The following is a 21,814-nucleotide window of genomic DNA, read 5'->3' on the forward strand; positions in this document are numbered from 1 at the left end:
ATCGCGATGTCGCAGAAAACCTATGTTGCCGGTGTAGGCATGATCCCGTTCGCCAAGCCCGGCGCCAGCGGCTCCTACGTCGAGATGGGCGCCGAAGCCGTGCGCCTTGCGTTGAAGGATGCCGGCCTGAGTTTCGACCTGGTTCAGCAGGCTTATGCCGGTTATGTCTACGGCGATTCCACCTGTGGCCAATCGGCACTGTATGAAGTCGGTATGACGGGTATTCCGGTCATCAACGTCAACAATAACTGCGCCAGCGGCTCGACTGCGCTCTACCTGGCGCGCCAGGCCGTCGAAAGCGGCGCGGTGGACTGCGCCCTGGCCTTCGGCTTCGAGCAGATGCAGCCCGGCGCGCTGAAGAACTTCTGGACCGACCGCCCGCTGACCATGGGCAAGGGCTTCGACGCGGCGGCGGAAGTCTTTCCCGAAGGCGTGGGCATGCCTGGCGCACTGATGTTCTTCGGCGGTGCCGGCAAGGAGCACATGCTGAAGTACGGCACGCGTATGGAAACCTTCGCGGCGATCCGCGCCAAGGCCAGCCGTCACGCGGCGAACAACCCGCTGTCGGTGTTCCGCAAGGTGGTCACCACCGAGGAAGTCATGGCCGACCAGGTGGTCTGGGAAGGCGTGATGACCCGACTGATGGCCTGTCCGCCGACCTGCGGCGGCGCCGCGGCGATCATCGTCTCCGAGCGCTTCGCCAAGAAGCACGGCCTGCGCACCGACGTGACCATCCTGGCCCAGGCGATGGCCACCGATAAGCCCGAGGCTTTCGATCCGCCGTCGATGATCAGCATTGTCGGTGTCGGCATGACCCATGACGCCGCCTATGAAGTCTACGAGAAGGCCGGCGTCGGTCCGGAGGACATTCGCGTCTGCGAACTGCACGACTGCTTCGCCCACAACGAACTGCTGACCTACGAGGGGCTGGGCTTCTGCCGGGTCGGCGAAGGCGAGAAGTTCGTCATGGACGGCAACAACACCTATGGCGGCCAGGTGGTGGTCAACCCGTCGGGCGGCCTGCTGTCCAAGGGGCACCCGCTGGGTGCTACCGGTCTGGCGCAGTGCTACGAGCTGACGCATCAATTGCGCGGCACGGCGGACAAGCGTCAGGTGGAAGGTTTGCAGCACGCCTTGCAGCACAACCTGGGCCTGGGCGGCGCCGGCGTCGTCACCCTGTACGGACGTGGTTGAAATGGCAGACAAATCCTTGATCGGCCGTTCTACCGGCACGACCACCAGCGAAGTGGAAAAGGGCCGCCTGCGCTTCTTCGCCAAGGCCATCGGCGAAACCGATCCGGTGTATTTCGACGAGCAGGCGGCGCGCGCCGCAGGTTACCGCTCGCTGCCGGTACCGCCGACCTTCCTCATGTGCCTGGAAAGCGAAGGCCGTAATCCGCAGGCCATCGTCGAGGACGTGATGGGTTTCGATCTCGGTCGCATCCTGCATGCCGAGCAGGAGTTCACCTACCACCGCATGGCGTTTGCCGGCGACGTGCTGACCTTCGATACGCACATCGCCGATGTGTACGAGAAGAAGGGCGGGGCACTGCAGTTCGTGGTCCAGCAAACCCGTGTCACCAACCAGGATGGCGAGCATGTGGCCGACATCCGCTCGTCTCTCGTGCAGCGCTGAGGTGCCTCGATGAACATTCCTCTCTACAGCGACGTTCAGGTGGGCGATGAGCTGCCATTGCTGAAGCTGCGTCCGATCAACCGCACCACGCTGGCGCTCTATGCCGGCGCCTCGGGCGATCACAACCAGATTCACATCGACATCGACTTCGCCCGCAAGGCGCGCCAGCCCGACGTGTTCGCCCACGGCATGCTGTCCGCCGCCTACCTCGGACGTCTGCTCACCCAGTGGGTACCGCAGCCGCAGCTACGCCGGCTGGCGGTGCGTTTCGTCGGCATTACCCAGTTGGACAACATCCCTCATCTCACCGGACGCATCACCGAGAAATTCGAGCGTGACGGTGAAAAACAGGTACGCCTGGAGATCCAGTGCGCCAACCAGTACGGCGAGCCCAAGATCATCGGCGAAGCCGTTGTAGCCCTGGCCTGAGCGCCCAAGCCAATCCCTTAGCAGGAATAGAACAACATGCAGAAGCTTGAAGGAAAAGTAGCCCTGGTGACCGGTTCCGGTCGTGGCATCGGCCGTAGTGTCGCCCTGAAGCTGGCGGCCGAGGGCGCTCGGGTGGTGGTCAACGATCTGGACTCGACGCCCGCCGAGGAAGTGGTCGCGGAGATCCGCGCGGCCGGTGGCGAAGCTGTCGCCTGCATCGGCAGCGTCACTGCGGTGGACTTCGCCGAGCGCTTCGTCAAGACCGGCGTCGACAACTACGGTGGCATCGACATCATCGTCAACAACGCCGGCTACACCTGGGACAACGTCATCCAGAAGATGAGCGATGAACAATGGTACGCCATCCTCGACTGCCACCTCACCGCGCCGTTCCGCATCCTGCGCGCTGCCTATCCGGTCATCAGCGCGGCGGCCAAGCAGGAAGCCGCCGAAGGCCGGGTGGTCAATCGCAAGGTGGTGAACATTTCCTCGGTATCGGCCAGCGGTAACGCCGGCCAGATCAACTACTCCACCGCCAAGGCCGGGGTGATGGGCATGACCAAGGCCCTGGCCAAGGAGTGGGGTCGCCACAAGGTCAACGTCAATGCCGTGGCTTACGGTCATATCGAAACCCGTATGACCGTACCGGTCGAGGGCGAAGTGAAGACCGTCAAGATCGAGGGTCGCGACATCCGCGTCGGCATCAGCCCGCAACTGGTCGAGCAATCCAAACACATGACCCCGCTGGGCCGTCCGGGCACGCCGGACGAAGCCGCCGGCGCGGTGTACATGTTCTGCATTCCCGAGTCCGACTACGTCACCGGCCAGGTTCTGGTCTGCGGCGGTGGTCTGGGTACCGTGGTCTGATTGCCGGAGGTAGAAAGATGCGCGTCGAAAATTATCGTTCGCCCTGGGCGGATGCCGATCTGGAGGCTTTCCGCGACAGCATCCGCCGCTTCGTCCGCGAGCAGTTGGTGCCCCACGAGGACAAATGGCGGGAGCAGCACCGTTCCGACCGCGAGGCCTGGCTCGCCTGTGGCGAGATGGGCATGATCCTTCCGGACATGCCGTCCGAGTACGGCGGCGTCGATGGCTCGCCGGCCTACTACGCGGTGGCCATGGAGGAACTGACCTATGCAGGTGCCATGAGCATCGCGCTGAGCATCAACCACATTGTTGGCCACTACATCCTGGCCAGCGGCACTGAGAAGCAGAAGCGCCAGTGGCTGCCGCGCATCGCTTCCGGCGAAGTCATCTGCTCCATTGCCATGACCGAGCCGGGCACCGGCTCCGATCTGCAGGGGGTCAAGACCCGCGCGGTGAAGAAGGGCGACCGTTATGTGATCAACGGTTCCAAGACCTTCATCAGCAACGGCCAGAACAGCGACATGGTCATAGTCGTGGCCAAGACCGATATCGAGGCCAAGGGCTCGCGCGGAATTTCCCTGTTCATCGTCGATACCAACACGCCAGGGTTCCAGCGCGGAAAGTGCCTGGACAAGATCGGCCTGCACGGCCAGGACACCTCGGAGATGTTCTTCCAGGACTGCGAGGTACCCGAACATTGCCTGCTCGGCGGCGTGGAAGGACAGGGCTTCATCCAGTTGATGCAGCAATTGCCTTACGAGCGCGCGGAGATCGCCATCCAGGCCGTCGCGGCCATGGAAAGGGCCTTGTCCCTGACCCTGGAGTACACACGAGACCGCAAGGCGTTCGGCAAGTCGATCCTGGACTTCCAGAACACCCGGTTCACCCTGGCGGAGGTGAAGACGACCGTTCTTGCTGCGCGCACCTTTGTCGATCTGATCATCCAGCGCTGGGTGGACGGGACGCTGGACTCCACCCTGGCATCCATGGGCAAGTTCTGGCTGACCGACCGTCAGGGCGAGGTGATCGACACCTGCCTGCAGTTCTTCGGCGGCTTCGGTTACATGAACGAATACCCCATTGCCCGCATGTTCGCTGATGCACGGGTGTCGCGCATTTACGGCGGCGCCAACGAGATCCAGCGCGAGCTGGTCGGTCGGTCGCTGTAATGTGGAAAGGTCGCCCATGCCGCTCTGCCACGGGAGCGGCGTGGGTCAGACCCCTTACCCTGATGAGGAGTCGGTATGAACGATGCACCCAATCAGCTCGACGAAGGTTCCGTGCAGGCGGACGGACGACAACTGCTGCACGTTCGGCAGATCGTCTGCAAGGGCTACCGGCGCCAGGATCAGCTCTTCGAATTCGAGGGTAGCCTGCACGACCGCAAAACCTACGACTCGTCCTTGCCCTTCAGGGAGATTGCCGCCGGCGAGGCGGTTCATTCCATGCAAATGACCATGGTGCTCGACGAGGCCTTGGTGATTCGCGAGATCAGGGGCACCACCGGCTCCGCGCCGACGCCCTACTGCTATGAAATCGACGGCGCCTATGCTGCCCTGCAAGGGCTGAGCATCGCCCAAGGCTTTCGTGCCAACGCGCTGGAACGGATCGGCAGCGAGAAGGGTTGCACCCATCTCACCGATCTGCTCTGGTCGTTGGCGACGACGGCCATCCAGACCACCGCGACCTTGAAGTACGACGCCGCACGCAAGGAGCAGGAAAACAACCCGGCGACCAAACCGCACTGGATTGTTGGCACCTGCCATGCCTACAGGGCCGACGGCGACGTCGTACGGATCATGGGGTTACACCCGACCGCGAATGAACAGGGTCCGACGGCCAATCGTTCATAACAACAAGAATGGAGGTATCGATGTACATCACCCAGGGATTGCATCGCCATCTGCAACAGCGTCCACAGGCCACTGCCATCCGTTATCAGGGGCGCAGCGTCACCTTTGTCGAATTGCATGACCGCATCGCGCGTCTGGCCGGTGCGCTCAGGAAGTTGGGTATGGCCAACGGCGATTGCGTAGCGATGCTGGCGCGCAATTCGCAGCGCTACATCGAGTACGCGTTCGGCGTGCCCTGGGGCGGCGGGGTGCTCAACCCGGTCAACACCCGCTGGAGCCCGGCCGAAATCCTCTACTCGCTGGATGACTCAGAATCCACCTTGCTGATCGTTGACGACGCTTTCGCCGAGGTCGGCGCGGTTCTCGCCGAGCAGGCTTCCAGCATCCGTGCGGTGATCTACGCCGGAGACGGTGAAACACCGCCCGGCATGCTCTCCTACGAATCACTGCTTGCCAGCTCCGTTGCGGTGGAGGATGTCCGGCGCGGCGGCGATGCCCTGCTAGGCATCTTCTACACCGGCGGCACCACGGGTTTCCCCAAGGGCGTGATGATCAGCCACAACAATCTCGCGTTCGCCACCTATGCCGCCCAGGCGAAAGGCTTCTTCCGCAGCGATAGCGTGTTCCTGCACGCCATGCCGATGTTCCACCTCGCCGATTTCTCCGCCTTGTATGGGCTGATGGTGTCCGGTGGTGTGCATGTGCCGTTACCGGCTTTCAGCGGCGAAGCCGCAGTGCGCGCGATTCTGCACGAAGGCGTCACCGATATGATGCTGGCGCCGACCATGATCCAGATGATTCTGGATGCACGAAGCGCCAATCCCGAACTCGCCGAAGTCCCCCTGGAGCGGATCCGCAACATCATCTACGGCGCCTCGCCGATTTCCGTGGCCCTGCTCGACCGTGCCTGCCAGGCCTTCCCGGCCGCCGGTTTCTTCCAGGGCTATGGGATGACCGAGCTGACCACGGGCGGAACCATGCTCGATGCCGAGTTCCACGGCGCCGAGCATCAGGCCAGCGGCAGGATGTATTCGGCCGGACGGCCGGTGGCCTGTGTCGAATTACGTATCGTCGACAGCGAAGGCAACGAGGTGCCCAGAGGCACGGTGGGTGAAATCATCGTACGTGGGCCGAACGTGATGCTGGGTTACTGGAAAAAGCCCGAGGCGACCGCCGAGGCACTGCGTAACGGCTGGATGCATACCGGCGACGGGGGCTACATGGATGACGAAGGCTTCGTCTACATCGTCGACCGGCTCAAGGACATGATCGTCAGTGGCGGTGAGAACGTCTATTCGGCCGAGGTGGAGAACGCCATCGCCAGCCATCCCGCCGTCGCGCAGTGCGCCGCCATCGGCATTCCCAGCGACAAGTGGGGCGAGAGCGTACATGCCATCGTGATCCTCAAGCCGGGGCAGGAGGCTTCCATGGAGGCGATCATCGAGCACTGCCGGCAGCGGATCGCCGGCTACAAGTGCCCGCGCAGCGTGGAGTTCCGCGACGGCCTGCCCTTGTCCAGCGTGGGCAAGGTGTTGAAGAACGAGCTGCGCAAACCGTTCTGGGAAAAACACTCGCGCAACATCGCCTGATGGCTGGCCCTGGGCCAGCCCAAAGGCCCTGGGCGAACTTACCGCCGCAAGAGGACGACTCATGATTCGATTGCTGATCGGGGCTCTTTCCATGGCCCTGGCCGTGCTGGCATTGGCTGGCGAGCCCACCCCCGAGGAAGCCCGCGCCATCGCTCGGGATGCCTATGTCTACGGCTTCCCGCTGGTGGACAGCTACCGCATCCAGTACACCTACTTCCAGGATCGTTCGAGCCCGGAGTTCAAGGCCCCCTGGAACCACCTGCACAGCGAGGCGCGCCTGTACACACCGGCCGATACCGCCCTCCAGTCGCCCAACGCCGATACGCCGTATTCGCAACTGGGCGCCGACCTGCGGGCAGAGCCCCTGGTATTGAGCGTTCCCGACATGGAGCCCGAGCGCTATTACTCGCTGCAATTCGTCGATGCTTACACCTACAACTTCGATTACGTGGGCAGCCGGAGCAACGGCGGCAACAAAGCGGCGCGCTACCTGTTGGCGGGCCCGGACTGGCACGGCCCGACACCGCCGGGCATTGCGCGGGTGATCCGCGCCGATACCCAGTTCGCCTTCGTGTTCTATCGCACCCAGTTGTTCAATGCCGAGGATCTGGAGGCGGTGCGCAAGATTCAGGCGGGCTTCACGGTTCAGCCGCTCTCGGCGTACCTCGGCCAACCGGCGCCGGTGGCTCCGGCCATCGATTTTGTCGCGCCGCTCACGGCGGAGCAGGAGCGTCGCTCGCCCGATTTCTTCAAGGTGTTGAACTTCGTGCTGAGCTACTGCCCGACACTGCCCGAAGAAAAACCCATGATGGAGCGTTTCGCACGGCTGAACATCGGCCCAGGCCACACCTTCGACCTGCAGACTTTATCGCCGTCAGTGCGTAAGGCCGTGGAGGAGGGTATGGCCGATGCCTGGAGCCAGTCCATGGCCGAATTCGAACGCCTGCGCAATGCGGGCAAGGTCAGCAGCGCCGATGTCTTCGGCAGCCGCGAACACATGGCGGGCAACTACCTGTACCGCATGGCCGGAGCTGCCCTGGGTATCTACGGCAACTCCGCTGAAGAGGCGCTGTATCCGACCTACTACATGGATGCCCAGGGAAGCAAACTCGATGGCAGTCGGAAGCGCTATACCTTGCGCTTCGAGAAGGACCAACTGCCCCCGGTGCGCTCGTTCTGGTCCCTGACGCCCTACACCTTGCCGCAACGTACGCTGGTCGCCAATCCACTGCAGCGCTACCTGATCAACTCGGCCATGTTGCCGCAATTGCAGCGCGATGCCGACGGCGGCATCACGCTGCATCTGCAAAGCGAGCCACCGCAGGGGCCTGCGCGCAGCAACTGGCTGCCCGTCCCCAAAGGGCCGTTCCTGCTCGCCATGCGTCTCTACTGGCCCATGCCTGAAGCGCTTTCCGGAGAGTGGCGAAAACCGTCGATACAGGTGGTGGATTGATCCTCACAGAGAGGACGTCAACTTGTGTTCCAATGAACTGGAGTGAACCATGAAGTCCCCGGTATCCCGTTACTTGGCGGGTCTGATACTGACCCCTTTGTGCATCCTGCAAGCCGCCGCCACTACGCCGTCCACAGCGATTCCGGTCAACGTCGATAATTTCGTCAGGGCCGAGTCCGATCGCTACTTCGCGGCGATGGCGCAGCGCGATGGGCTGGGCAAGCTGCGGCACAATCGCGAGTTGGCGTCCATCGACAAACAGACAGTTATCCGCCTGAACCGCGATACGTTGTATTCGGTTGGCGTCTTCGATCTCGACGCGGGCCCGGTAAGCGTGACTTTGCCCGATGCCGGCAAGCGCTATCTGTCGATGCAGGTCATCAACGAGGACCACTTCGTTCAGGGCATGTTCTACCGCCCCGGCGTGCACCAGCTGACCCGCGACAGCGTGGGGACCCGCTACGCCGCTGTGGGCATTCGTGTACTCGCGGACCCGGAGAGTCCACAGGATATGAAAGAGGCCCATGCCTTGCAGGACTTGATCAAGGTCGAGCAGCGTGGCAGCGGGCGGCTGGAGTTGCCGGCGTGGGAGAAGAGCAGCCAGGACAAAGTGCGCGCGGCGCTGCTCGCACTGGCGGAGCTGGAACCTGATCTCAATCGCGCTTTTGGTCGACAGAACGAGGTCGATCCGGTGCGCCACCTGATCGCCACGGCGTCCGCCTGGGGCGGCAACCCGAGCCAGGACGCGATCTACCTGAACGTCACGCCGCAGCGCAACGATGGCGTCACGCCCTACGAGCTGCGCGTCAAGGACGTGCCGGTGGATGCCTTCTGGTCGGTCAGCGTTTACAACGACAAGGGCTACTTCGTCGCCAATCCGCGCAATGCCTATTCGCTCAACAGCGTGACGGCCAAAAAGGAAAGCGATGGGGCTATCCGGGTGCGCTTCGGGAACTGCGATGAGCAACCCAACTGCCTGCCGATCATGCCGGGCTGGAACTACATGGTCCGCCTGTACCAGCCGCAATCCTCGGTACTTGCGGGCAGCTGGCGCTTCCCCGAGGCCACGCCGGCGAACTGAGCGCGGGACGTCGAGAGGGGCAGCGCGAGCTGCCCCTTTTTTTCATCTACTCCTTCAGCGCCGTGGTCATGCCCCGGCCGGTGGCGCGCACGGCAAGATCGCTGACTTCAAGGCTGAGGATGGCGAGGTCGTAGGCACGCCCGTCGTGATCCTTGACGTGGTTGCGCAGCACCGATTCCGCCTGGAAGCCCAGCTCCTGGAAGGCCTTGATGGCGGCGCTCTGGTCCACCGTCATGTGCACGGTCAGCTTCTCCAGGCCGAGGCTGACGGCCAGGTTGACGCACTCCTTGATCAGCGCCCGGCCCAGACCCACGCCGCGCCAGGCCGGCGCCACCAGCACGCGCAGGTCGCCGACATGGGATGACCAGGACCAGGTGTCCACCACCACGGCGGTGCAGCCCACCATCTGGCCGTCGGAATAGGCCACCAGGCTGGTGACGTCCTTGCCCAGGGAGCCCAGCCAGGCGGCGATGACCTTGGGATGGCTGATGTCGCGGCGCACGAACAGCAGGTCGCGCATCGGTAGCCCGGCGATGAACTCGGTGAGGGGCGGCCCGTCCTCCATGCGCATCAGACGGAACTCCACCTGGGTGTCGTTGAGTGCGAGGTAACGAGGGTAGTTTCGTTGCGTGGGCTTCTTCATACGGAGCGTTTTCCCAACCAGTGATCCAGTGATGGCCACATGCGCTTGATGGCCGCGGGCCCGGCGACCAGGCTGACGTGCCCGCCGGGAATGATCAGTTCTTCCTTGTCGACGGAGCTCACCTTGTGCAGCAAAGGTTGCGCGCTGGCCGGAGGCACCAGGGTGTCGTGCTCGGCGATGACGTGCAGCAGTGGCACCTTGATCGCATCGAGGCGGACGGCGCGTCCACCGATGCGCAGGCTGTCCTTGAACAGGCTGTTCTGCCAGACCAGTTCCTTGACGATCTGCCGGTAGTAGTCGCCCGCCAGCGGCAGCGTATCGGCGCCCCAGCCGGTCATCATGCGGTAGCCCTTGACGTACTGGTCGTTCCACAGGTTGTCCCACAGGCGCAGCTGGCCCGCGATGCGGCCGGCCGGGCGGAGCAGGTCGAAGGCGTTCTGGATCATCTTCGAGGGGATGATGCCCAGGCGGTCGGCCAGTTCGTCGACGTCGAAGTAGTCGGGGTTCGCCACGGTCCGTGTCCAGTGCACCTCGCTCCAGTCCACCGGCGTGGTGAAACACACCAGGTTCTTCAGCGGACCCTGCGGGTGCAGCGCCGCGTAGATGCACGAGAGGATGCCGGCCATGCAGTAGCCCACCAGGGTGACTTCCTCTACCCCCGAGTCCTGTTGCACGCGGCGCAGGCAGTCGGGAAGAAAGTCGAGCACGTAGTTCTCGATCTTCAGGTGCTGCTCGGCCCGGGTCGGCGGGTTCCAGTCCACCACGTAGATGTCATAGCCGCGGTGCAGGAGAAACTCGACCAGACTCTGCCCCTTGGCCAGGTCGAACAGGTAGGCGCGGTTGGTGGTGGCCATTACCAGCAGCAGCGGAACGCGATACACCTCATCGGCCGTGGACTGGTAGTGATACAGGCTCAGCGTGCCGCGGCGGTGCAGGAGGCGCTTGGGCGTTTCCCCCACCTTCGGGCCGGGGGAACTGATGTAGTCCAGCGCGTTGAGCCTGCGCTTGAACATGCGCCGGGCTTCGCTTTTCAGGCGCCCGGTGAAGGTCTTTTCGAATGGCATGGCTCAGGGCTTCCTCTTGGCTTTGGCCGCGGGCTGCCTGGCCCGCTGCCGCGCTTTGCTCAACGCCTGCTCCGGTTGCAGGTCCAGGGGCTGCCGGCTACGGGGCGGGCGGGGCAGCAAGGCGCTGGGTGCTGAGTCGGGAAGCAGCTGGTCGAGTTTGTCCTCGATGCGGCGTACCGCATCGGCCAGCTCCTGGACCTCACCTCGGCTGGGCAGGTCCAACTGTTCCAGCAGGCGGGCGATGGAACGCTCCGCCAGGTAGCGGGCGCCGGTGGAGGCGCGCGTGTAGGCGGTCATGGCCTGGGCGAATTCAGTGGAGTCCATCTTCCGGGCGGCAAAACCGTTGATGCCGTTTTCGAGCTTGTTCAGGGCCTCGCGGCACAGTTGCAGCGGGTCGGGAAAGCGTGATGCGGTCATGCTGGACTCTCCTGTCGTCAGGCGGGGTAGGTCTGCAGTGCCGAAAGCGGAGCGCTGCCCTGCAGGCAGCGGCGCAAGGGGCGGGTACTGGCGGAGTAGGGCAGCAGCGCCCAGCGAGTGGTGCGGGCCAGCCAGGGAGAAACCTGGCCCAGCAGGGCGTCGCGCCAGCCATCGGCGGCGTTCCAGAAGGTCAGCGCGGCGGCGCGGGCTTCGCCGGCGACATTGGTACTGTGCGTGGCGTCGGCGATTTCCAGCGTGGCATCGCTGTGGCGCCCTTCGAAGGCCTCGATCAGGGCGGCGCCGATGCGCTGCAGGGCGTCTACGGCGGCACCGTTGATGGCGTCGAAGTTGAGGAATCCATGGAATTGCCCCGGATAGTGCAGCAGTTGCACCGGGACGCGGGCCTGGCGCAGCCGCGCCGCGTAGTCCAGGCCGTCGTCGCGGATGGGGTCGAGCCCGGCGCTGATCAGCAGCGTCGGCGCCAGGCCTCGCAGATTGCTCTGCCGGCGGGGCGACAGCCAGGGCGAACGAGTGTCCAGGTGCGCCGTGGAGTCCGCCAGTGCGCGCTGGATATAGCCGAGCATGTGCTGGGTGACCATGTAACCGTCGGCGTTCTCGGCCAGCGACGGGAAGGAGTCCACCAGCTCGGTGGCGGGGTAGGCGAGGACCTGCAGCGCCAGCTTGATACCCCGGCGTCGCGCTTCCTGGGCGATCACCGCGGTAAGGTTGCCGCCCGCCGAGTCGCCGCCGACCGCCAGGCGCTCGGCGTCTATGCCCAGTTCCTGCGCATGGGCAATGACCCAGTCGAGCACGGCCAGGCAATCCTCGCGGTTGGCGTTGAGATCGTGCTCGGGCGCCAACCGGTAGCTGACGGCGATGGTAATGCAGCCGGCGCTCAGGGCGAGATTGCGGCAGATCGATTCCGCCGTGTCCAGTCCGCCGACCATGAAGCCACCGCCGTGGATCCAGAGGAAGGCCGGGCGGAGCGCGTCGCTGCGCGCCGGGCTGTAGATGCGCAGGCTCAGTTCGCCGCCCGGTCCTTCGATTTGATACTGCCGCACGCTGTCGAGCGCCGGGCGAGTGCCCAGCGCCAGGGCAGTGAGGCGCCACAGTTCGCGGATTTCGCTCACCGAGTAGGACTCGACGGGCTTGATCTGCGTGGCCAGGTTGAGCATGCGCAGGAAGGCGCGCGCATCGCGGTCCGGGACGGGCGTGCGCCAGGTGAGGGGCAGGCCCTTGCCGGAGGGGCGGGGGGCCTGGACGGTCGAAATGGCATGGGTGGTCACGACGGGATTCCTTGTAGTCGCGGAGATGCCGGCCATGCTATGGACCTTGCCCCCTCGCGCGCCCCACTCCTGTGGGACGGGAGGGGCCAACCCTTTCCGGTTACAGGCTGTTGACCAACTGCCCGCCGTCCACCGCCAGTACGCTGCCGGTCATGAAGGCGCCGGCCTCGCTGGCCAGCAGAAGGAAGGGGCCGTCCAGTTCGGACAATTCACCCAGGCGGCGCATCGGAATGGCGTCGTGGATGTATTGGCGGCCACGTTCGCTGTCGAAGTAGCCGTCGGTCATTTCGGTGATGAAGTAGCCGGGGGCGATGGCATTGACGCGGATGCGCTGGCGCGCCAGTTCCAGCGCCAGCGCCTTGCTCAGCTGCACCACCCCGGCCTTCGCCGTGCAGTAGTGGCTGTAGCCCATGCCGACCCGTAGACCGAGCATCGACGCGACGTTGACGATGCTGCCGGGGCGGCCGGCCTGGGCCAGGCGCTGCGCCGCGCACTGGGCCACACGCCAGACGCCGTCGAGGTTGGTGGCGAGCATGGCGCGCCAATCGTCCTCGCTCAGTTCCAGGGCACGCTGCCCCTGGCCGATGCCGGCGTTGTTGAGCACTACGTCGACCACCCCGAAGCGCGCCTGCGCGGTGTCGAAGGCCGCCTCCACGCTGGCCCGGTCGGTGACGTCCAGTGGCACCGCCAGCGCCTCGCCGCCCTGGTCGGCGATCCGCGCCGCCAGTTCGGCCAGGCGCTCCACGCGGCGGGCCGCCAGCACCACCCGCGCGCCCGCCGCGGCGGCGACCTGCGCCAGGTGTGCGCCGATGCCACTGGAAGCGCCCGTGATCAGGACGATCTTGCCTGCCAAAGAAAAACGCTGTGATTGCTCGGTCATGGCATTGCCTCGCTCAGTGGAATACTTCGAACAGTCCGGCGGCGCCCATGCCGCCACCGACGCACATGGTCACCACCACGTATTTCACACCCCGGCGCCGGCCTTCGAGCAGAGCGTGACCGACCATGCGCGCCCCGCTCATGCCGTAGGGGTGGCCGATGGCGATGGCGCCGCCATTGACGTTCAGCCGCTGGTCATCGATGCCCAGCTTGTCCCGGCAGTACAGTACCTGGCAGGCGAACGCCTCGTTAAGCTCCCACAGGCCGATATCGTCCACCGTCAGGCTGTGCTGCCTGAGCAGCCTGGGTACGGCCAGCACCGGCCCGATGCCCATCTCCTCCGGCGCCAGACCGGCCACGGCGATGCCGCGGTAAGCGCCCAGCGGCTCCAGGTTGCGTTGTTCGGCCAGGCGGCCGTCCATCAGCACGCAGGCACTGGCGCCATCGGACAGCTGACTGGCGTTGCCGGCGGTGATGCAGCCACCCTCGATCACAGGCTTGAGGGCCTGGAGGTCTTCGAGGCGGGTCTGCGGGCGGTTGCCCTCGTCACGGTCGAGGACCAGCGATTCGTAGCTGACCTGACCACTGGCCTTGTCGGTGACCGCGCGGGTGACCTGTACCGGCACTATCTCGCTGGCGAAGCGCCCGGCCTGCTGGGCAGCGGCGGTGCGCTGCTGGGATTGCAGGGAGTAGGCGTCCTGCGCGTCGCGGCCGATGCCGTAGCGCCGGGCTACCAGCTCGGCGGTCTGCAGCATGGGCATGTAGGCCAGCTCGGCATGCCGCAGCACCAGCGGGTCCTGTTCGCTCATGGCCCATTCCATGTGGCGGTTCTGCACCCGGCTGATCTGCTCCTGGCCGGCGCCAATGGTCACCTGCATGCCGTCGACCATGATCTGCTTGGCGGCGGTGGCAATCGCCATCAGGCCGGAGGCGCACTGGCGGTCCAGGGTCTGGCCGCTGACCGACAGCGGCAGGCCGGAGGCGAGGGCACTCATGCGCCCCAGGTTCCAGCCGGCGGTTCCGGCGGGCATCGCGGTGCCCATCACCAGGTCGTCGATTTCCGCCGCTTCGATGCCGGCGCGCTCGACGGCCGCACGGATGGCGAAGGCCGCCATGCTCGGCGAGGTGGTGTGGTTGAAGGCGCCGCGAAAGGCCTTGCCGATCGGCGTGCGCGCGGTGGAGAGAATGACGGCTTCTTTCATGTCCTGCTCCTGCAGTCAGAGGCGTTCGATACGGGTGCGGCCGGCGGCGACCAGGCGCTCCAGCAGCGGCGCCGGCTGGAACCACATGGCCCCATAGGCGCCCAGGGTGTCGCGGTAATGGCGGATGCGCTCCAGCACCAGGGGCAGGCCGAGGGTTTCGGCGTAATGCATCGGGCCGCCGCGCCAGGCGGGGAAGCCGTAGCCGTTGATCCACACCAGGTCGATATCGCCGCTGCGCAGGGCGATGCCGTCGTCCAGCAACTGGATGCCTTCGTTGATCAGCATGAACAGGCAGCGGTCGTGGATTTCCGTATCGCTGATCGGGCGCCGGGCAATGCCCAGCTCCAGGGCGATGTGTTCGGCCAGGGCGACGACTTGCGGATCGTCGCGCCGTTCGCGGCCTTCGTAGAAGTAGTAGCCGCAGCTGGTCTTCTGTCCGTAGCGGCCCAGTGCGTACAGCTCGTCGGCCAGTTTGCAGTAGCTGGGGTCGTGGGCGATGGCATCGCGCCGCGACTCGCGGATCAGGTAGCTGACGTCGATGCCCGCGAGGTCGTGCATGGCGATCACGCCCATCGCCAGGCCCAGGTTGGTCAGCACGCCGTCGATCTGCGCCGGCGTGGCACCCTCCAGTAGCAGGCGATGCGCCTCGCGGGAATAGGGCTCGAGCATGCGGTTGCCGATGAAGCCGAAGCACACGCCGGACACCACCGGCACCTTGCCGATGCGCCGGGCGACCTTCAGGGTGGTGACCAGCACCTCGGGCGCGGTCTTCGCGGCGCGCACCACCTCCAGCAGTCGCATCACGTTGGCGGGGCTGAAGAAGTGCAGGCCGAGGACGTCCTGCGGGCGGCGGGTCACCGCGGCGATGGCGTCGACGTCGAGAGTGGATGTGTTGCTGGCGAGTATCGCTCCCGGCTTGCACACCTCGTCCAGGGTGCGGAATACCTGCTGCTTGATCGGCAGGCTCTCGAACACCGCCTCGATGACCAGGTCGGCTTCGGCCAGGTCGGCATACTCCAGCGTGCCGCGCAGCAACGCCATGCGCTGTTCCAGTTGCTCGGCGGAAAGCTTGCCGCGCTGCACGCTGATCTCGTAGTTGCGGCGGATCTGCGCCAGGCCGCGCTGCAACGCTTCGGCCTTGAGCTCCAGCAGCGTTACCGGAATGCCGGCATTGGCGAAATTCATGGCGATGCCTCCGCCCATGGTGCCGGCGCCGATCACCGCGACCTGGTCGATCGTGCGCAGGGGCGTGGCAGCGGTGATGCCCGGCAGCTTGCCGCAGTCGCGTTCGGCGAAGAACACATGGCGCAGCGCGCCGGATTCCGCCGAGGTTTCGGCGGCCTTGAACAGCTCACCCTCGTGGCGCAGCCCCTCCTCCAGCGGCAGGGTGCAGGCGGCTTCCAGCGCGGCCAGGGCGCGCAGGGGCGCCTGCTGGGTCTTCCATTGCTTCTGCCGGGCCTGCCGATAATCATTCAGGTAGCCGGCCGGAGCCGATGCCTCCGGCTGTTCCCAGCGCCAGGCGGGGCGGGCAGGAGCACCTTTGGCCAGCAGGTTGCGGGCATAGTCCATCGCCTGTTCGAGCAGGTCGCCGTCGGCAACGACGCGGTCCAGCAGACCGAGGGCCAGAGCCTTGGCAGCGCTCAGCGGCTCGCCGCCAAGGATCATGTCGGCCGCCGCCTCGATGCCGATCAGCCGGGGCAGACGCTGGGTGCCGCCGGCGCCGGGCAGCAGGCCGAGCTTGATCTCCGGCAACCCCAGGTGAGCGCTGCTCTGGGCGATGCGGTAGCCGCAGGCCAGGGCCAGCTCCAGCCCACCGCCCAGGGCCACCCCGCCGATGGCGGCGATCAGCGGTTTGTCGAGTTGCGTCAGGCGCAGCAGCAGGCCCGGCAGGTCGGGGCTGGCAAACGACGCCGGGGTGGCGAATTCGCCGATGTCGGCGCCCGCGCTGAACGGCAGGCCGTCGCCGAACAGCACGATGGCGCGTACCGAGGCGTCCGCCGCGGCCCGCTCCACAGCCTGCAGCAACTGCGCACGCAGGGGCTGGCCGAGGGCGTTGACCGGCGCGCGGGCAAGACCCACCAGGGCGATTTCGCCTTGCTGCCGGTAGTGAATGAGTTCAGTCATGTCGATAGCTCCCGATAGGTGCGCGGTTCCACTCAGAACCAGGCGTCCTGCATGTCCAGGGCGAGGCTGTCGCCCGCCATCAGTAGTCGTGCCATGCCGCCCAGCGGCGCCAGTTCCCAGGCCATGAAGTATTGGGCAGCGTGCAGCTTGCCCAGATAGAAGGCCGCCTCGTCTCCGGCAGCGCCTTCGGCAAGCGCGGTGCTGGCCACCAGGGCCTGGCGCAGCCAGGTCCAGCCGACCACCACGCGGCCGAACAGGTCGAGGTAGACGCTGGCATTGGCCAGGCCACGGGTGGCGTCCGCGCCGATCTGGTCGCGCAATGCGTGGGTGACCCGTTCCAGCAGGTCCAGGGCATCTCCCAGCTCTGCCGCCAGCCCGGCGCATTGGGAGCTATCGACAGCCTGCAGCAGGCAGCGGCGGACCTCGGCAAGGAACAGGCGGTAACCGTCGCCGCCGCGCGGACCGAGCTTGCGGCCCAGCAGGTCGATGGCCTGGATGCCTTCGGTGCCCTCGTGGATGGGGTTCAGGCGGTTGTCGCGGTAGAGCTGCTCCAGCGGGTATTCACGGGTATAGCCGGCACCGCCGAGCACCTGGATGCCAAGGTCCGAAGCGATCAGGCCGTAGCGCGACGGGTAGGACTTCACTACCGGCGTCAGCAGATCGAGCAGTTCGGCGGCGTCGCGGCGCTGCTGCGGACTCGGCGCGGTATGGCTGTCCTCCACCAGGCTGCTGGCGTACAGGCACAGGCTCAGGCTGCCTTCGGCGTAGACCTTCTGCTGCAGGAGCATGCGCCGCACGTCGGCGTGCTCGATGATGGATACCTGTGGCGAGGACGGGTCCTTGCTGGCAGGCAGGCGTCCCTGGGGGCGCTGGCGGGCATAGTCCAGCGCGTGGACGAAGCTCTGATAGCCCAGCGCGGCGGCGCCCAGGCCGACGCCGACACGGGCCTCGTTCATCATCTGGAACATGTAGCCCAGGCCCTGGTGAGCCTCGCCGATCAAATAGCCCACGGCGCCGTCGCGCTCGCCGAAGTTGAGCACGGTGGAGGTGGTGTTGCGGTAGCCCATCTTGTGCAGCAGGCCGGCCAACGCCACATCGTTGCGCTCGCCGCAGCTGCCGTCGTCATTCACCAGGCGCTTGGGCACCAGGAACAGCGAGATACCGCGGGTGCCGGCCGGCGCCCCCTCAATGCGGGCCAGGACCATGTGCACGATGTTCTCGGTAAGTTCGTGGTCGCCGCCGGAAATGAACATCTTCTGCCCGAAGACGCGGTAGGTGCCATCGCCCGCCGGGCGTGCGCTGGTGCGCAGGTCGCCGAGCGCCGACCCCTGGCCGGGCTCGGTCAGCGCCATGGTGCCGCTGAAACGCCCGGTCAGCATCGCCGGCAGGTAGCGGGCCTTGAGTGCGTCGCTGGCGAAGCTCTTGACCAGGTTGGTGGCGCCGATGCTGAGGAAGGAATAGCCCAGGGTGGCGATATTGGCGGCATTGAAATAGGCCATGCAGGCGCGCAGTACGACTTCGGGCAGTTGCAGGCCGCCGTCGGCATAGTCGTGGTGGGCGGCGAGGAAGCCGGCCTCGGCGAAGGCGTCCCAGGCCTGCTGGGTTTCCTGGATCAGCTGCACGCGCTCACCGTCGAAGGTGGGCTCGTGCTCGTCGCCCTTGCGGTTGTGCGGCGCGAAATAGTCGCTGGCGAGCTGGCGGGCGGTTTCCAGGGTGGCATCCAGTACCGCTCGGTCGTGCTCGGCATAGCGCGGTCGCTGGAGCAGGGACTGGGTATCGAGCACTTCGTAGAGCTGGAAACGCAGGTCGCGTTCGTTGAGCAATGCACGGGTCATGCGCGGTCTCGTCGAGCGGAGGCGGGCTGGCCCGCGTGAAAGGTGTCCGCAGGATAGGCGCGTGGGCCGGCGCGATCCCCCACTCGACTGGAGTGGGGTGGGGCATGGCGAAGGGTGGTTGAATAGCCATCCAGGGGAGTGGACCGGCAAAACGGTTGCAGCACTGCTACCGTGGTCCCGCCCTGGTTGAATCAGCGCCTTGCGCCGGTACCCTGTCTGGACAGGCCCAGAGCCCTTCATCACTATGCGAGGGCTGCTCCGTCCCGGCGGACGGGCCGAAAAACAATACGGACAACGGCCACATTCCATGCTCAGTACCAAGTTTGCCCCGCCCCGGGTAAGCCCCGGCGCGGTGTTTCGCGAGGATCTGCTCAGCCGGCTGCAGGCCGCCGGCGAGAGCCGGTTGTTCCTGATCATCGGTGGGGCCGGTTTCGGCAAATCGACCCTGCTGGCGCAGTGGCGACAGATGCTGGTGAAAGAGGGGGCGACGGTCGCCTGGATGTCGGTGACGCCCGACGACGGCGAGGCTGAAACCTTCGTGCCGCACCTGGCCGGCGCGCTGCGCCACGCTGGAGTGAGCATTCCGGCAGAGCAGGGCGGTGGCATCGATGGCGATCCGCATTTCCTGGTGTCGCCCCTGATCAACGCCCTGGTGGAATGGGGCGACGAGGTCTACCTGCTGCTCGACGATTTCCACCAGGCGGAAACCTCCGCTGTGCTGCCGGTCGTCCAGGCCCTGGTCGACAACGCCCCGACCAACCTGCACCTGGTGCTGGCGTCGCGCCGGGACCCGCCTCTGCTGCTGGGGCGCTGGCGTGCCATGGGCCAGCTGTGCGAGATCGGCAGCGATGCCCTGACCTTCGACATCGCCGAATCCCACGCCTTCCTCAAGGCCTACCTGGACCCGGCCATCGGCAAGGACACCGCACATCGCCTGCACGGGCAGGCAGACGGCTGGCCGATCGGGCTGCAACTGCTGTCCCTGTCGATGAAGGCCAACCCCCGCCGCAAGGATCGCGCCGTCGCCCTGCAGCCCGGCGCGCCGGGGCTGGCGGAATACCTCGCCGAGGACGTGCTGGCCGGGCTGCCGGCGGACATGCTGGGCTTTCTCCAGCAGCTCTCCATCCTGCGTCGCTACAACCTCGAGGTGGCCCGGTACATCACCGGCTCCGAGGACGCCGAGCGCTTCATCTGCCTCATCGAAGAGCGCAACCTCTTCGTGCAACTGGTTGACATCCCCGACGAAGCCCCGTGGTACCGCTTCCATCCGATGTTCCAGGAGTTTCTCTATCAGCGCCTGAAAGCCTCCAGCGCCGACCTGGCCGGGTTGCACCGGCGCGCCTCCGCCTGGTTCGAGCAGGTCGGGCTGCTGGGCGATGCCATGCAGCACGCGCTGGCCATGGACGACCTCGACTACCTGGTGGCCCTGCTGGAACGGGTGCAGCCGCCGCAGAAGAGCGTCAGCCACCTAGGCCAGTTCGTCCGCTGGCTGCAGCGGGTGCCGCTGGAGCGGCTGGAGCGTCACCCGGCCTTGCTCCTGCTCGGTGCCTGGGGCGCGGTGATGACCGTGCGCACCGCACAGGCCGAGGCGTGGCTGGAGCGTTTCGAAACCTTGCCCGAGGCCCTGGCGAGCCGCCATCAGGTCCTGTTGCTGCGGGCGGCCCTGGCCACCCAGCGCGACGACGGCGCCCTGTGCGTGCAACTGCTCGAGCCGATCGCCGAGGAGCCGTTGAACAACAGTTTCCTCGAGCAGGTACGGGCCAGCCTCTATGTGCCTGCGTTGAGCGGACTGGGCCGCCACGCGGCGGCGCGGCGCTACCTGAACTCCGCTGCCGCGCGGGCCGCGCGGGGCAGCACCGACGAGATGGCGCTGATCGGGGCAACCTCCACGGCCCTGGTGGCCCTGTTCGAGGGGCAGTTGCTGGAGCTGGAACAGATCGCCTTTACCACGCTGGCCAAGGCCGAACGCAGCCACGGCAGGCGCTCGGTCAGCGCCTGCCACTGCGCCGCGCTGCTGGCATTCGCCTATTGCGAATTCGGCCGCGACGAGGCGGCCCACGAGGCCCTGGCCAATCGCCTGGACATCCTGCATTTCTCGGTGCCGGAGTACATGATCGTCGCCGCCCTGGCACATGCGCGCCTGCAGCCCCGAACTGTGGCGCTGGATTACCTGCGCCAGCGCGAGGAGTACTTCCGCGAGCGCGAGCTGGACCGTTGCGCGGCCAACATGCTCGCCGAGCAGGTTCGCCTGCTGCTCCTGGACGGCGACTGGCGCCGGGCGGAGCCTCTGCTCGCGGCCCTGGAAGACCTGCGCCAGGCCCATATAGCAACGCCGCAGCACGCCGAGGTGAGCGTGCTGGCGGCCCTGTCCAAGGCGCGCCTGGTGCTGGTTCGCGGACAGCCCGAACTGGCGATCCAGGTGCTCGACTCGATCCAGGGGCTGATCCGCGACTACGCACGGGGCGCCTGGAGCGTCGCCGGTGCCATCCTTCGCGGCCTGGCGCTGGAGCACCTGGGGCGCGACGAGGAGGCGCGGGAGTGCCTGCGCGAAGCGCTCCTGCAGGGGTACCGGATGGGCCTGCAGCGGACCTTCCACGACGAGGGGGAGCCGCTGCTGCGGCTGCTGGCGAAGCTGGGGACGCTGGGGCAAGCGGAGCTCGACCGCTACCTCGCCCGGTTGGTGTCGCAGGCCGCCGAGGATGCGCCGCCGGTGCCCGAGGCGAGCGCGGAACGCGGGCCGCTGGTCATCGATGCGCCCATGCTCACGCCCCGCGAGGTTGAAATCCTCGCACTGCTGGAGCAGTCGATGTCCAACAAGCGTATCGCCCTGGCCCTGAACCTGAGCCTGCAGACGGTAAAGTGGAACCTGCGCAACATCTTCGCCAAGCTCGGCATTTCCAGCCGTTACGAGGCGATCCTGTTCGCCCGGCGCAACGGCGGCCCTCGTTGAGCGCCAAGGCACCACAGGGAGTGGCCGCTTGCTGGCGGTCGACGGTTCAGGCCGGGGTCAGCTTTATCATCCAGGTGATGATGCCGGCATTGAGCGCGGTGAACAGCAGCGCGATCAGGAACACCGTGTCGGCGACGTGCAGCATCCGCCGACCGCGCCGCGTGCGGTGGGTGCGCAGGCTCCAGTAGGAGCAGAAGGCGGAGACCAGGTAGAAGATCATGTTCACGGTCACCAGGTCATCGATGATGAGGTCCTTCTGGTGCAGGGTGATGATCACCTGGATGATGCCGATGACCGTCAGGCAGACCCCGACCATGGTGGCCGAGACAGAGAAGATATGGACGCAGATGTCATCGTCCAGCGAGGGTTTTTCCGGGTCGTTCATCGCGACGTACCCCTGGGATGGGAGACAGGCGGACCTCATGCTGGCCACTTCTGGTTAGGGGGCGCTTAAGACAGCATGGCATCGCTCATGGTAGAACAGTCCCCCCGCCTGACCGTCGACG

General features: G+C 66.0%; 19 protein-coding genes. 10 read left to right on the top strand and 9 right to left on the bottom strand.

What is annotated here, in order from left to right; genetic code table 11:
- Nucleotides 1-6: 6 nt before the first annotated feature.
- The 9 genes from ACQ5BL_RS25415 (at nucleotide 7) to ACQ5BL_RS25455 (ending at nucleotide 8,908) form a co-directional block, all read left to right on the top strand.
- Complete coding sequence (locus tag ACQ5BL_RS25415) at nucleotides 7-1,194, top strand: lipid-transfer protein (RefSeq protein WP_243808188.1); 1,188 nt, start codon at nucleotides 7-9, stop codon at nucleotides 1,192-1,194.
- Between the two features lies 1 nt (nucleotide 1,195).
- A complete protein-coding gene (locus ACQ5BL_RS25420) occupies nucleotides 1,196-1,636 on the top strand; it encodes a MaoC family dehydratase N-terminal domain-containing protein (protein ID WP_243808189.1) in 441 nt (146 codons plus the stop codon).
- 9 nt (nucleotides 1,637-1,645) lie between these two features.
- Complete coding sequence (locus ACQ5BL_RS25425; RefSeq protein WP_243808190.1) at nucleotides 1,646-2,065, top strand: MaoC family dehydratase; 420 nt, start codon at nucleotides 1,646-1,648, stop codon at nucleotides 2,063-2,065.
- A 36-nt stretch (nucleotides 2,066-2,101) separates the two neighbouring features.
- A complete protein-coding gene (locus tag ACQ5BL_RS25430) occupies nucleotides 2,102-2,932 on the top strand; it encodes an SDR family NAD(P)-dependent oxidoreductase (protein WP_243808191.1) in 831 nt (276 codons plus the stop codon).
- A gap of 17 nt (nucleotides 2,933-2,949) precedes the next feature.
- A complete protein-coding gene (locus ACQ5BL_RS25435) occupies nucleotides 2,950-4,101 on the top strand; it encodes an acyl-CoA dehydrogenase family protein (protein WP_243808192.1) in 1,152 nt (383 codons plus the stop codon).
- A gap of 75 nt (nucleotides 4,102-4,176) precedes the next feature.
- A complete protein-coding gene (locus ACQ5BL_RS25440) occupies nucleotides 4,177-4,785 on the top strand; it encodes a DUF2889 domain-containing protein (protein ID WP_243808193.1) in 609 nt (202 codons plus the stop codon).
- A 20-nt stretch (nucleotides 4,786-4,805) separates the two neighbouring features.
- Nucleotides 4,806-6,374 carry a long-chain-fatty-acid--CoA ligase gene (locus ACQ5BL_RS25445; protein ID WP_243808194.1) on the top strand — a complete coding sequence of 523 codons (1,569 nt, stop codon included), beginning with the start codon at nucleotides 4,806-4,808 and terminating at the stop codon, nucleotides 6,372-6,374.
- Between the two features lie 61 nt (nucleotides 6,375-6,435).
- Entirely contained in the window at nucleotides 6,436-7,827 is a 1,392-nt protein-coding gene (locus ACQ5BL_RS25450) for a DUF1254 domain-containing protein (protein ID WP_243808195.1), read from the top strand.
- A 49-nt stretch (nucleotides 7,828-7,876) separates the two neighbouring features.
- Nucleotides 7,877-8,908, top strand: a complete 1,032-nt coding sequence (locus ACQ5BL_RS25455) for a DUF1214 domain-containing protein (RefSeq protein ID WP_243808196.1) — start codon at nucleotides 7,877-7,879, stop codon at nucleotides 8,906-8,908.
- A 46-nt stretch (nucleotides 8,909-8,954) separates the two neighbouring features.
- Here ACQ5BL_RS25455 and ACQ5BL_RS25460 read toward each other — a convergent pair whose 3' ends face one another.
- The 8 genes from ACQ5BL_RS25460 to ACQ5BL_RS25495 form a co-directional block, all read right to left on the bottom strand.
- Nucleotides 8,955-9,551, bottom strand: coding sequence for a GNAT family N-acetyltransferase (locus tag ACQ5BL_RS25460; RefSeq protein WP_243808197.1), 597 nt, complete (start codon nucleotides 9,549-9,551; stop codon nucleotides 8,955-8,957).
- Complete coding sequence (locus ACQ5BL_RS25465; RefSeq protein ID WP_243808198.1) at nucleotides 9,548-10,615, bottom strand: alpha/beta fold hydrolase; 1,068 nt, start codon at nucleotides 10,613-10,615, stop codon at nucleotides 9,548-9,550. The genes ACQ5BL_RS25460 and ACQ5BL_RS25465 overlap by 4 nt, the downstream gene beginning before the upstream one ends.
- A 3-nt stretch (nucleotides 10,616-10,618) precedes the next feature.
- Nucleotides 10,619-11,032, bottom strand: coding sequence for a hypothetical protein (locus ACQ5BL_RS25470; RefSeq protein WP_243808199.1), 414 nt, complete (start codon nucleotides 11,030-11,032; stop codon nucleotides 10,619-10,621).
- Nucleotides 11,033-11,049: 17 nt separating this feature from the next.
- Nucleotides 11,050-12,318 (bottom strand): alpha/beta hydrolase, encoded by a 1,269-nt coding sequence (locus ACQ5BL_RS25475; RefSeq protein WP_243808200.1) that lies wholly within the window; start codon nucleotides 12,316-12,318, stop codon nucleotides 11,050-11,052.
- Between the two features lie 100 nt (nucleotides 12,319-12,418).
- On the bottom strand, nucleotides 12,419-13,198 hold the full coding sequence (locus tag ACQ5BL_RS25480; RefSeq protein ID WP_243808201.1) for an SDR family NAD(P)-dependent oxidoreductase: 780 nt from the start codon (nucleotides 13,196-13,198) through the stop codon (nucleotides 12,419-12,421).
- Nucleotides 13,199-13,211: 13 nt separating this feature from the next.
- Nucleotides 13,212-14,399 (bottom strand): acetyl-CoA C-acyltransferase, encoded by a 1,188-nt coding sequence (locus ACQ5BL_RS25485; protein WP_243808202.1) that lies wholly within the window; start codon nucleotides 14,397-14,399, stop codon nucleotides 13,212-13,214.
- Nucleotides 14,400-14,414: 15 nt separating this feature from the next.
- Entirely contained in the window at nucleotides 14,415-16,523 is a 2,109-nt protein-coding gene (locus ACQ5BL_RS25490) for a 3-hydroxyacyl-CoA dehydrogenase NAD-binding domain-containing protein (RefSeq protein ID WP_243808203.1), read from the bottom strand.
- A 32-nt stretch (nucleotides 16,524-16,555) separates the two neighbouring features.
- Nucleotides 16,556-18,358 carry an acyl-CoA dehydrogenase gene (locus tag ACQ5BL_RS25495; RefSeq protein ID WP_243808204.1) on the bottom strand — a complete coding sequence of 601 codons (1,803 nt, stop codon included), beginning with the start codon at nucleotides 18,356-18,358 and terminating at the stop codon, nucleotides 16,556-16,558.
- Nucleotides 18,359-18,665: 307 nt separating this feature from the next.
- Here ACQ5BL_RS25495 and ACQ5BL_RS25500 point away from each other — a divergent pair, with 307 nt between their 5' ends.
- Entirely contained in the window at nucleotides 18,666-21,308 is a 2,643-nt protein-coding gene (locus ACQ5BL_RS25500) for a LuxR C-terminal-related transcriptional regulator (RefSeq protein ID WP_243808205.1), read from the top strand.
- 46 nt (nucleotides 21,309-21,354) lie between these two features.
- Here ACQ5BL_RS25500 and ACQ5BL_RS25505 read toward each other — a convergent pair whose 3' ends face one another.
- Nucleotides 21,355-21,693: a hypothetical protein gene (locus ACQ5BL_RS25505; protein WP_243808206.1), complete on the bottom strand. Its 339-nt coding sequence runs from the start codon at nucleotides 21,691-21,693 to the stop codon at nucleotides 21,355-21,357.
- Between the last annotated feature and the right edge of the window lie 121 nt (nucleotides 21,694-21,814).

The organism is Pseudomonas sp. B1-22 (assembly GCF_050474425.1).
Lineage (GTDB): Bacteria > Pseudomonadota > Gammaproteobacteria > Pseudomonadales > Pseudomonadaceae > Pseudomonas.

What these genes read in the sequence shown, in the direction of transcription:
- ACQ5BL_RS25415 (WP_243808188.1), top strand. Translation starts at nt 7, where the DNA reads ATGTCGCAGAAAACCTATGTTGCCGGTGTAGGCATGATCCCGTTCGCC.
- ACQ5BL_RS25420 (WP_243808189.1), top strand. Translation starts at nt 1,196, where the DNA reads ATGGCAGACAAATCCTTGATCGGCCGTTCTACCGGCACGACCACCAGC.
- ACQ5BL_RS25425 (WP_243808190.1), top strand. Translation starts at nt 1,646, where the DNA reads ATGAACATTCCTCTCTACAGCGACGTTCAGGTGGGCGATGAGCTGCCA.
- ACQ5BL_RS25430 (WP_243808191.1), top strand. Translation starts at nt 2,102, where the DNA reads ATGCAGAAGCTTGAAGGAAAAGTAGCCCTGGTGACCGGTTCCGGTCGT.
- ACQ5BL_RS25435 (WP_243808192.1), top strand. Translation starts at nt 2,950, where the DNA reads ATGCGCGTCGAAAATTATCGTTCGCCCTGGGCGGATGCCGATCTGGAG.
- ACQ5BL_RS25440 (WP_243808193.1), top strand. Translation starts at nt 4,177, where the DNA reads ATGAACGATGCACCCAATCAGCTCGACGAAGGTTCCGTGCAGGCGGAC.
- ACQ5BL_RS25445 (WP_243808194.1), top strand. Translation starts at nt 4,806, where the DNA reads ATGTACATCACCCAGGGATTGCATCGCCATCTGCAACAGCGTCCACAG.
- ACQ5BL_RS25450 (WP_243808195.1), top strand. Translation starts at nt 6,436, where the DNA reads ATGATTCGATTGCTGATCGGGGCTCTTTCCATGGCCCTGGCCGTGCTG.
- ACQ5BL_RS25455 (WP_243808196.1), top strand. Translation starts at nt 7,877, where the DNA reads ATGAAGTCCCCGGTATCCCGTTACTTGGCGGGTCTGATACTGACCCCT.
- ACQ5BL_RS25460 (WP_243808197.1), bottom strand. Translation starts at nt 9,551, where the DNA reads ATGAAGAAGCCCACGCAACGAAACTACCCTCGTTACCTCGCACTCAAC.
- ACQ5BL_RS25465 (WP_243808198.1), bottom strand. Translation starts at nt 10,615, where the DNA reads ATGCCATTCGAAAAGACCTTCACCGGGCGCCTGAAAAGCGAAGCCCGG.
- ACQ5BL_RS25470 (WP_243808199.1), bottom strand. Translation starts at nt 11,032, where the DNA reads ATGACCGCATCACGCTTTCCCGACCCGCTGCAACTGTGCCGCGAGGCC.
- ACQ5BL_RS25480 (WP_243808201.1), bottom strand. Translation starts at nt 13,198, where the DNA reads ATGACCGAGCAATCACAGCGTTTTTCTTTGGCAGGCAAGATCGTCCTG.
- ACQ5BL_RS25485 (WP_243808202.1), bottom strand. Translation starts at nt 14,399, where the DNA reads ATGAAAGAAGCCGTCATTCTCTCCACCGCGCGCACGCCGATCGGCAAG.
- ACQ5BL_RS25490 (WP_243808203.1), bottom strand. Translation starts at nt 16,523, where the DNA reads ATGACTGAACTCATTCACTACCGGCAGCAAGGCGAAATCGCCCTGGTG.
- ACQ5BL_RS25495 (WP_243808204.1), bottom strand. Translation starts at nt 18,358, where the DNA reads ATGACCCGTGCATTGCTCAACGAACGCGACCTGCGTTTCCAGCTCTAC.
- ACQ5BL_RS25500 (WP_243808205.1), top strand. Translation starts at nt 18,666, where the DNA reads ATGCTCAGTACCAAGTTTGCCCCGCCCCGGGTAAGCCCCGGCGCGGTG.
- ACQ5BL_RS25505 (WP_243808206.1), bottom strand. Translation starts at nt 21,693, where the DNA reads ATGAACGACCCGGAAAAACCCTCGCTGGACGATGACATCTGCGTCCAT.